Consider the following 8857-nt stretch of genomic DNA (forward strand, 5'->3'; position numbering starts at 1 on the left):
GGGCGGTCGAGCTGGGGCCGGCGGAGGTCGCGGAGCGGGCCGCGCGACTGCGCGAGGCGCTGCACCAGGAGCTGACGGCGTAACGCCGCCGGGCCGGCCGGGACGGACCTCGCCGCCGAGCCGCGCCCCCCGCAGGGACGGACCCCGTCGCCCAGCCACGCCCCCCGCCCACCGGGACGAACCCCGTCGCCCCTGCCGGAACGAATTTGCACTGGTCCGGAGCGTGCCGTAGGGTTGTGAACACAACGACGCGGGGTGGAGCAGCTCGGTAGCTCGCTGGGCTCATAACCCAGAGGTCGCAGGTTCAAATCCTGTCCCCGCTACTGAAGACAGAGGCCCGGATCTTTTCGAAGATCCGGGCCTCTGTCGTGCGCGCGCATGCGGAAGCCGCCCCCGGCCGGAGGTGAGGCTCCGGGAGGGCGGGAAGGGCTCCGCGCGTTCAGGCGGTCGCGGCGCAGTCGGGGCAGATGCCCCGGTACGTCAGCTCGACACCGGAGATGGTGAAGCCGAAGCGCTCGCCGGCCGGCAGGTCCGCCAGCGGGTCGCCTGCCGGGTGGACGTCGCGGATCGCACCGCACTGCGCGCACACCAGGTGGTGGTGGGCGCGGTGCGCGTTGGGGTCGTAGCGCTTGGCGCGGCGGTCGGTGGAGACCTCGATGACCTCGCCGAGGCTCACCATCTCGCCCAGCGTGTTGTAGACGGTGGCGCGGGAGATCTCCGGCAGCTTGGCCACCGCGCGTGCGTGGACCTCGTCGGCGGTCAGGTGCACATGCTCCCCGTCGAGGACCTCGGCCACGACGCGACGCTGCGCGGTCATGCGCCAGCCGCGTCCTCGAAGTCGTTCCAGCAGGTCACTCATGAGCGCCATTCTAGCAGCGCACGAGCCGTGTCTTGAATGGGTGCGACTTTGGATGGCCATTTGACTTGGACTTTGTCCAATGTAGGATCGCTTGCGACGACGGCCGACGGACAGGAAGGCCGGAGCCGAGCACGGCATGAAGGCATGACGTGCGGATACGACGCAGGAGGCGCACGTGACGCAGGGACCGCTCACGACGGAGGCCGGCGCACCGGTCGCCGACAACCAGAACAGCGAGACCGCCGGTGTCGGCGGGCCGGTCCTGGTCCAGGACCAGTCGCTGCTGGAGAAGCTCGCCCACTTCAACCGCGAGCGCATTCCGGAGCGCGTGGTGCACGCACGGGGCGCGGGCGCGTACGGCACCTTCACCGTGACCCGCGACGTCTCGCGGTGGACGCGGGCCGCGTTCCTCTCCGAGGTCGGCAAGCAGACCGAGACGTTCCTGCGGTTCTCCACCGTCGCGGGCAACCTCGGTGCGGCCGACGCCGTACGCGATCCGCGCGGCTTCGCGCTGAAGTTCTACACCGAGGAGGGCAACTACGACCTCGTCGGCAACAACACCCCGGTCTTCTTCATCCGGGACGCCATCAAGTTCCCGGACTTCATCCACACCCAGAAGCGCGACCCGTACACCGGCTCCTCGGAGGCGGACAACATCTGGGACTTCTGGAGCCTGTCGCCCGAGTCCACCCACCAGGTGACCTGGCTCTTCGGAGACCGGGGCATCCCCGCCTCGTACCGGCACATGGACGGCTTCGGTTCGCACACCTACCAGTGGCAGAACGAGGCCGGCGAGGTCTTCTGGGTGAAGTACCACTTCAAGACCGACCAGGGCATCAAGAACCTCACCGCCGAGGAGGCCGCCCGCCTCGCCGGGCTGGACCCGGACAGCCACCAGCGGGACCTGCGGGAGTCCATCGAGCGCGGCGACTTCCCGTCCTGGACCGTGCAGGTGCAGATCATGCCGGCGGCCGAGGCGGCGACGTACCGCTTCAACCCGTTCGACCTCACCAAGGTGTGGCCGCACGCGGACTACCCGCCGATCGAGATCGGCAAGCTGGAGCTCAACCGCAACCCGGAGAACATCTTCGCCGAGGTCGAGCAGTCCGTCTTCAGCCCGGCGCACTTCGTGCCCGGCATCGGTCCGTCCCCCGACAAGATGCTCCAGGGCCGCCTCTTCGCGTACGGCGACGCGCACCGCTACCGCGTCGGCATCAACGCCGACCACCTGCCGGTGAACCGCCCGCACGCCACCGAGGCGCGGACCAACAGCCGGGACGGCTACCTGTACGACGGCCGCCACAAGGGCGCGAAGAACTACGAGCCCAACAGCTTCGGCGGCCCCGCCGAGACCGGCCGTCCGCTCTGGGGCGCCGTCGACGTCACCGGCGGCACGGGCAACCACGAGACCCCGAGGCACGCCGAGGACGACGACTTCGTGCAGGCCGGGAACCTCTACCGGCTGATGACCGAGGACGAGAAGGAACGGCTGATCGCCAACCTCTCCGGGTTCATCGCGCAGGTCTCGCGCGCGGACATCGCCGAGCGCGCCATCGGCAACTTCCGCAACGCCGACGAGGACTTCGGCAAGCGTCTGGAGGCCGCGGTGCAGGCGCTGCGCGCCTGAGCCCCGGCTGCCCCGGCTGCCGTACGCGACCGGTCAGCTCGCCAGCGCGGCGGGCCGGGGGCGGGCGGGCGTCCAGCAGCGGATGATGTCGCGCACCGAGACGACGCCGACCGGGCCGTCCTCGTCCAGCACGATCAGATGGCGGAAGCCGCCGTGCGTCATCGCCGCGGCGGCCTCCCGGAGCGTCCAGGAGGGCGAGGCGAAGACCACGTCGGTGGTCGTGTGCGCGGAGGCGGTCTCGGTGTCCGGGTCGAGACCCGAGCCCACCGCGTCGAGGATGTCGCGCTCGGTCAGGATGCCGAGCCCGCAGGTGTCGGGGTCGTGGACGACGGCCGCCCCGACCCGGCGCGCCGACATCAGCCGGGCGGCCTGGCGCAGCGTATGGGCGGGGCCGATGGTGAGGACCATCGTGGTCATGGCGTCACGGACGAACATGAAGGGGTGCCACCTCCTCGGCGAACCGGTGCGTGCACCGATTCACAAGTTCACAAGTGGGGGAAACCTCAGAGTGGCACCGAAGGGGAAGGCCGACAAGGGGTCGCGGAGATCAGTGGAGGGGCGCGCAGACGCGCGGCACGCCCCCCGGGAACCCGCCAGGCCCACCGGCGTGCGGGGGCGCGCTCAGTAGCGCTGGTTCAGATAGCCGAGCAGTTCGCGGTGGAGCGCGCCGTTCGACGCGGCACCGTTCCCCCCGCCGGGCCCGTCCACACCGTCCAGGCTGGTGAACCGGCCGCCCGCCTCCTGCACGATGATCGCGTTCGCCGCCATGTCCCACAGCGAGAGTTCCGGCTCCGCGCAGATGTCCACGGACCCCTCCGCGACCATCATGTACGGCCAGAAGTCCCCGTACCCCCGGGTCCGCCAGCAGGCGCGGGTCAGGTCCAGGAACCCGTCGAGCCGGCCCTGCTCCTCCCAGCCCGTCAGCGAGGAGTACGCGAACGAGGCGTCCGCGATCCGCTCCACCTTGGACACCTCGATGCGGGTCGCCGAGGTCAGACTGCGCCCGGTGTACGCCCCGGCGCCCTTCGCCGCCCACCAGCGCCGGTTCAGCGCCGGCGCCGACACCACGCCCACGACCGGCTGGAACCCGTGCTCGCCCGCCTCCATCAGCGAGATCAGCGTCGCCCACACCGGCACGCCCCGCACGTAGTTCTTGGTGCCGTCGATCGGGTCGACCACCCAGCGCCGGGGACCGGTGCCCTCGATCCCGTACTCCTCGCCCAGGATCGCGTCGCGCGGGCGCGCCCGGTGCAGATGGCCCCGGATCAGCTCCTCGGCGGCCTTGTCGGCCTCGCTCACCGGCGTCATGTCCGGCTTGGTCTCGACCTTCAGGTCCAGAGCCTTGAACCGGTCCATCGTCGCGGCGTCGGCGGCGTCCGCCAGCACATGGGCGAGGCGCAGATCATCGTGGTAATCGGACATGCCGTCACAGTATCGACCGGCCGGTGACCGGGGCCACACGGGACCGGAGGGCGGACGGTCGGGGAGCGGACGGTCAGGGGGGCGAACGGTCAGTGGGCGGAGCCGGACAGCTGGAGCCCGATCACGCCGACGATCACCAGCGAGATCGACACCAGTTTGAGCGTGGACACCACGTCCCCGAGGAAGATCATGCCGTAGATCGCCGTGCCCGCCGCGCCGATGCCGGTCCACACGGCGTACGCGGGCCCCACGTCGAGCTTCTTCAGCGACAGGGTCAGCAGACCGAAGCTGCCGAGCGCGAAGACGCAGAACGCGACGGTCGGCCAGAGCCGGGTGAAGCCGTGCGAGAGCTTCAGACAGACCGCGAAACCGGTCTCCAGAAGTCCCGCGACCACGACCAGCAGCCACGCCATCGTCCGCACCCTCCGCATCGGTGACCGCCCGGCACCAGCCGGTGCCGTCGGACGTGATTATGCCCTTACCGCATGCGAGTGATCGCAAACGTGCGCGGCCCGGCCGGAGATCAGTCTCCCTCGCGCCGGCCCCGCGTGGACAGCAGCCGCCGCAGCGAGTCCAGCCGCGCCGGGTCCGCGTGCCCGTCCGCCACCCAGGCGTCCAGCGCGCATTCCGGTTCATGGCTGTCGTGGGTGCAGCCGCGCGGGCACTCCTCGGTGCCGGGCCGGAGGTCCGGAAAGGCGTTGATCACCCGCGACGGATCGATGTGGTTCAGCCCGAACGAACGCACCCCGGGGGTGTCGATCACCCAGCCCCGGTAGCCGGGCAGCGGCAGCGCCAGCGCCGACGTGGTGGTGTGCCGGCCCCGCCCGGTGACCGCGTTGACGACCCCCGTGGTGCGCCGCTTCTCCTTCGGCACCAGCGCGTTGACCAGCGTCGTCTTCCCGACGCCCGAGTGCCCGACGAACGCCGTCACCCGGCCGTCGAGCTGCTCGCGCACCCGGTCGGCCGCGTCCCCGTTCTCCAGCTCCTCGCGGCTGGTGACGACGAACGGCACGCCCAGCGGGGTGTACGCGGCCAGCAGCCTGTCCGGGGACGCCAGGTCCGACTTGGTCAGCACCAGGAGCGGTGAGAGCCCGCCGTCGTACGCCGCGACCAGGCAGCGGTCGATCATGCGCGGCCGGGGTTCCGGATCGGCGAGCGCGGTGACGATCGCCAGCTGGTCCGCGTTGGCCACGACCACCCGCTCGAACGGGTCGTCGTCGTCCGCCGTCCGGCGCAGCACCGAGCGGCGCTCACCGATGCGGACGATCCGGGCCAGCGTGTCCTTGTCGCCGGACAGGTCGCCGACGAGCGAGACGGTGTCGCCGACCACCGCCGCCTTGCGGCCCAGCTCGCGGGCCTTCATCGCGACGATCGTGCGATCGCCGACCAGGCAGGTGAGGCGGCCCCGGTCCACGGTGAGGACCATGCCCTCCTCGGCGTCCTCGTGCTTGGGCCGGATGTGGGTGCGCGGACGGTTGCCCTTGCGGTTGGGGCGGACGCGGATGTCGTCCTCGTCGGGGTTCTTGCCGTAGCGGCGCATGTCTCAGGCCCCGAGCATTCCGGTCCACATCTGCGGGAAGTCCGGCAGGGTCTTGGCGGTCGTCGCCACGTTCTCGATCTCCACTCCGGGGACGGCAAGGCCGATGACCGACCCCGCGGTGGCCATCCGGTGGTCGTCGTACGTATGGAAGGTACCGCCGCGCAGCGGGCGCGGGCGGATGTGCAGGCCGTCCGCCGTCTCGGTGACGTCGCCGCCCAGCTCGTTGATCTCCTTGGTGAGCGCGGCCAGCCGGTCCGTCTCGTGCAGCCGCAGATGGGCGACGCCGCTCAGCGTGGAGGGGGAGTCGGCCAGCGCGGCCACGGCGGCGATGCCCGGCGTCAGCTCGCCCACCTCGCCGAGGTCCACGTCGATGCCGTGGATACGGCCCGAGCCGGTGAAGGTCAGCCCGTGCTCGGTCAGCTCGCAGGAGCCGCCCATCGCGGTGAAGATCTCGCGCAGCGCGTCACCGGGCTGCGTCGTGTGCGCCGGCCAGTCCGGGATGGTCACCCGGCCGCCCGTCACCAGCGCCGCGGCCAGGAACGGCTGGGCGTTGGACAGGTCCGGCTCGATGGTCAGGTCCCGGCCCAGCAGCGCGGAGGGGGCGACCCGCCACACATTCGGCTCGCCGCCGGTCTCCGGCTCGTCCACCCGGGCGCCGACCGCCCTGAGCATGTCCACGGTCATCCGGATGTGCGGCAGGGAGGGCAGCCGGTCGCCGGTGTGCCGGACCTCCACGCCCTGGTTGAAGCGGGGCGCCGACAGCAGCAGCGCCGAGACGAACTGGGAGGACGAGGAGGCGTCGATCGCGACCGGGCCGCCGTCCAGCGCGCCGCCGCCGTGCACCGTCATCGGCAGCGAGCCCCGTGAGTCGTCGTCGATCCGGGCGCCCAGCACCCGCAGGGCCTCGATGACCCCGGTCAGCGGTCGCTCGTAGGAGCGCGGGTCGCCGTCGAAGCGGACGGGGCCCTCGGCGAGCGCGGCCACCGGCGGCAGGAAGCGCATGACCGTACCGGCGTTGCCCACGTCCACCGTGACCGGGCCGCGCAGCGGGGCCGGGACGACGCGCCAGGTCTCGCCGGAGAACTCCGGCCCCGACGCGTCACCGGTCGCCGAAGCGCTGGAGGACACCGTCTCCTCGATGCTCACGCCCATCGCGCGCAGCGCGTCCGCCATCAGCAGGGTGTCGCGCGAGCGCAGCGGACGGCGCAGCCGGCCCGGCTCCGAGGCCAGCGCGGCGAGCACCAGCGCGCGGTTGGTGACCGACTTGGAACCGGGCACGGTGACGGTCGCGTCGACGGCCCCGCTCGCGACGGGGGCGGGCCAGAGGGCGGGATGCACGGCACTTTCGGTCATGCGCTCACTTTACGGGCTCCGGCCGCACGGGGCCGGGCCGCGGGCCCCCGCCCGCGAGCGGGGGAGCGGGCCGGGTCACAGGCCCAGCAGCCAGCGCCCGCCGCCGATCAGCGAGCAGAGCGACACCGCGTGGAAGAGGAACAGCCACAGCGCCGCCGGGACGTCCGTCAGCCGCGACAGCTGGTCCGCGTCCGAGTCCGGTGCCCCGCCGCGCCGCCGCTTCGACTGCAGCTCGAACACCGGGCGCACCCCGCCCATCAGCAGGAACCACACCACGCTGTACGCGAACAGCGACTGCCAGGCCGGCGAGGCCAGCCAGGACACCAGCAGGAACAGCGAACCGGTGAGGATCACCGTCAGCGCCCCGTACACGTTGCGGATGGTCACCAGCATCACCGCGAGCAGGGCCGTGGCCAGCCACAGCAGCAGCGTGATCCTGCCGTCCACCAGCAGCCAGGCCCCGCCCAGCCCCAGCAGGGAGGGCGCGGTGTAGCCGGCCGCCGCCGTCAGGACCATGCCGATGCCGGTCGGCTTGCCCCGGCTCACCGTCAGCCCGCTGGTGTCCGAGTGCAGCCGGATGCCCGCGAGCTGCCGGCCCGACAGGAGGGCCACCAGCCCGTGGCCGCCCTCGTGGGCGATGGTGATCGTGTTCCGGGACAGCCGCCACAGGACGTTCGGGACGACCGCGATCAGCGCCGCCGTCGCGGTCACCACCACCAGCCACTGCTCGGGGGCGGGCTGGGTGCCGACGACGCGGTCCCACAGGTTGCCGAGGTCGGTGCTGTCCATGGGGTGGGCGGCTCCTTACGGGAGTGGGTCCGGACCGGAGGGCGGTCGTGGCAGTCTGGCACTTATGTGCGGACGGTATGCAGCGAGTCGGCGGCCCGAGGACCTGACCGGACTCTTCCAGGTGGAGAAGTGGGAACCGGCCGAGGCGCTGGAACCCGACTACAACGTGGCGCCGACCAAGGAGGTCTACGCCGTACTGGAGCGCCCCCTGAAAGACGCCGACGACCAGCGTCCGGTTCGCCAGATGCGCGCACTGAGATGGGGACTCGTCCCGTCCTGGGCCAAGAGCCCCGAGGGCGCCGCCCGGATGATCAACGCACGGGCGGAGACCGTCCACGAGAAGCCCTCCTTCCGCCGCCCCTTCGTCTCCCGGCGCTGCATCCTGCCCGCCGACGGCTATTACGAGTGGGTGACCGGCGCCGAGGAACGGGAGCTGGAGGAGAAGGGCCGCCGCAAGCGCCCCCGCAAGCAGCCGTACTTCGTCACGCCCGCCGACGGCTCGGTCTTCGCCATGGCCGGCCTGTACGAGTTCTGGCGCGACGGCACCCTGCCCGACGACCACCCGCGGGCCTGGTGGGTCACCTGCTCGGTGATCACCACCGAGGCGGAGACCACCCCGCTGGGCGTCGCCCCCGCCGAGGGGCCGTCCTCGCTCGCCGACATCCACCCCCGGATGCCGCTGATGCTCACCCCGGACCGCTGGGACGACTGGCTGGACCCCTCGCGCACCGACCCGGAGGAGCTGCGCGCCCTGCTCACGCCCCCGCCGCCCGGGCTGATGCGCGCCTACCCGGTGGCGACCGCCGTCAGCAACGTCCGCAACAACGGGCCCGAGCTGATGGAGGAGCTGGCCGCGCCCGAGGTGAGCACCCTGTTCTGAGCGCCTGTTCCGAGCCCCGCGCGGAGGGGCGCGCGCCCCTCCGCACGGCGCGCGCCCCGGTTGGTTGGATGGGCCCGTGACCACCGACGCAGCGACACCCCGCACCGAAACGGTCGAGACCGCGACCGGAACCGCCCGCATCACCTGGCGGGCCGCCCCCGCACCCCGCCTCCTGCTCGCCCTCGGCCACGGCGCCGGCGGCGGCATCGAGGCCCGCGACCTCACCGCCCTCGCCGCCGCCCTCTCCGCGCACGGGGTGAGCGTCGCCCTGGTGGAGCAGCCCTGGCGGGTCGCCGGCAAGAAGGTCGCGCCCGCCCCGAAGACGCTGGACGCCGGCTGGCACGGGGTGTGGCCGGCCCTCGCCGCCACCGGGCTCCCGGTCGTCGC

General features: G+C 72.2%; 9 protein-coding genes, 1 tRNA gene and 1 pseudogene. 4 read left to right on the forward strand and 7 right to left on the reverse strand.

What is annotated here, in order from left to right; translation table 11 throughout:
* The first annotated feature begins 249 nt into the window (after positions 1–249).
* Positions 250–323, forward strand: a tRNA-Met gene (locus MHW47_RS27900).
* A 116-nt stretch (positions 324–439) separates the two neighbouring features.
* Here MHW47_RS27900 and MHW47_RS27905 read toward each other — a convergent pair.
* Positions 440–859: a Fur family transcriptional regulator gene (locus tag MHW47_RS27905; RefSeq protein ID WP_239226530.1), complete on the reverse strand. Its 420-nt coding sequence runs from the start codon at positions 857–859 to the stop codon at positions 440–442.
* Between the two features lie 175 nt (positions 860–1034).
* On the opposite strand from MHW47_RS27905, the gene MHW47_RS27910 reads away from it, so the two are divergent.
* Positions 1035–2486 carry a catalase gene (locus MHW47_RS27910; protein WP_239226531.1) on the forward strand — a complete coding sequence of 484 codons (1452 nt, stop codon included), beginning with the start codon at positions 1035–1037 and terminating at the stop codon, positions 2484–2486.
* Positions 2487–2519: 33 nt separating this feature from the next.
* On the opposite strand, the gene MHW47_RS27915 is transcribed toward MHW47_RS27910, so the two are convergent.
* From MHW47_RS27915 to MHW47_RS27940, 6 genes are all read right to left on the reverse strand, one after another.
* The gene (locus MHW47_RS27915; protein ID WP_239226532.1) at positions 2520–2921 is read right to left on the reverse strand and encodes a cyclic nucleotide-binding/CBS domain-containing protein; all 402 of its coding nucleotides are present in this window, start codon (positions 2919–2921) and stop codon (positions 2520–2522) included.
* A gap of 186 nt (positions 2922–3107) precedes the next feature.
* Complete coding sequence (gene hisN, locus MHW47_RS27920; protein WP_239226533.1) at positions 3108–3908, reverse strand: histidinol-phosphatase; 801 nt, start codon at positions 3906–3908, stop codon at positions 3108–3110.
* 89 nt (positions 3909–3997) lie between these two features.
* A complete protein-coding gene (locus MHW47_RS27925) occupies positions 3998–4321 on the reverse strand; it encodes a multidrug efflux SMR transporter (protein WP_239226534.1) in 324 nt (107 codons plus the stop codon).
* Positions 4322–4431: 110 nt separating this feature from the next.
* Entirely contained in the window at positions 4432–5448 is a 1017-nt protein-coding gene (rsgA, locus tag MHW47_RS27930; RefSeq protein ID WP_239226535.1) for a ribosome small subunit-dependent GTPase A, read from the reverse strand.
* A gap of 3 nt (positions 5449–5451) precedes the next feature.
* A complete protein-coding gene (aroA, locus tag MHW47_RS27935) occupies positions 5452–6801 on the reverse strand; it encodes a 3-phosphoshikimate 1-carboxyvinyltransferase (protein WP_239226536.1) in 1350 nt (449 codons plus the stop codon).
* Between the two features lie 75 nt (positions 6802–6876).
* On the reverse strand, positions 6877–7590 hold the full coding sequence (locus tag MHW47_RS27940) for a M50 family metallopeptidase (RefSeq protein WP_239226537.1): 714 nt from the start codon (positions 7588–7590) through the stop codon (positions 6877–6879).
* Positions 7591–7654: 64 nt separating this feature from the next.
* Between MHW47_RS27940 and MHW47_RS27945 the strand changes: the two genes are divergently transcribed.
* A complete protein-coding gene (locus MHW47_RS27945) occupies positions 7655–8470 on the forward strand; it encodes an SOS response-associated peptidase (RefSeq protein WP_239226538.1) in 816 nt (271 codons plus the stop codon).
* A gap of 76 nt (positions 8471–8546) precedes the next feature.
* Positions 8547–8857: pseudogene (locus MHW47_RS27950) on the forward strand (hydrolase); the annotation flags it as partial.

Source organism: Streptomyces sp. OfavH-34-F, assembly GCF_022347745.1.
Lineage (GTDB): Bacteria > Actinomycetota > Actinomycetes > Streptomycetales > Streptomycetaceae > Streptomyces.

Coding starts and splice junctions, on each gene's coding strand:
- rsgA (WP_239226535.1), bottom strand. CDS start 5,448: ATGCGCCGCTACGGCAAGAACCCCGACGAGGACGACATCCGCGTCCGC.
- aroA (WP_239226536.1), bottom strand. CDS start 6,801: ATGACCGAAAGTGCCGTGCATCCCGCCCTCTGGCCCGCCCCCGTCGCG.
- MHW47_RS27940 (WP_239226537.1), bottom strand. CDS start 7,590: ATGGACAGCACCGACCTCGGCAACCTGTGGGACCGCGTCGTCGGCACC.
- MHW47_RS27925 (WP_239226534.1), bottom strand. CDS start 4,321: ATGGCGTGGCTGCTGGTCGTGGTCGCGGGACTTCTGGAGACCGGTTTC.
- hisN (WP_239226533.1), bottom strand. CDS start 3,908: ATGTCCGATTACCACGATGATCTGCGCCTCGCCCATGTGCTGGCGGAC.
- MHW47_RS27905 (WP_239226530.1), bottom strand. CDS start 859: ATGAGTGACCTGCTGGAACGACTTCGAGGACGCGGCTGGCGCATGACC.
- MHW47_RS27945 (WP_239226538.1), top strand. CDS start 7,655: ATGTGCGGACGGTATGCAGCGAGTCGGCGGCCCGAGGACCTGACCGGA.
- MHW47_RS27915 (WP_239226532.1), bottom strand. CDS start 2,921: ATGTTCGTCCGTGACGCCATGACCACGATGGTCCTCACCATCGGCCCC.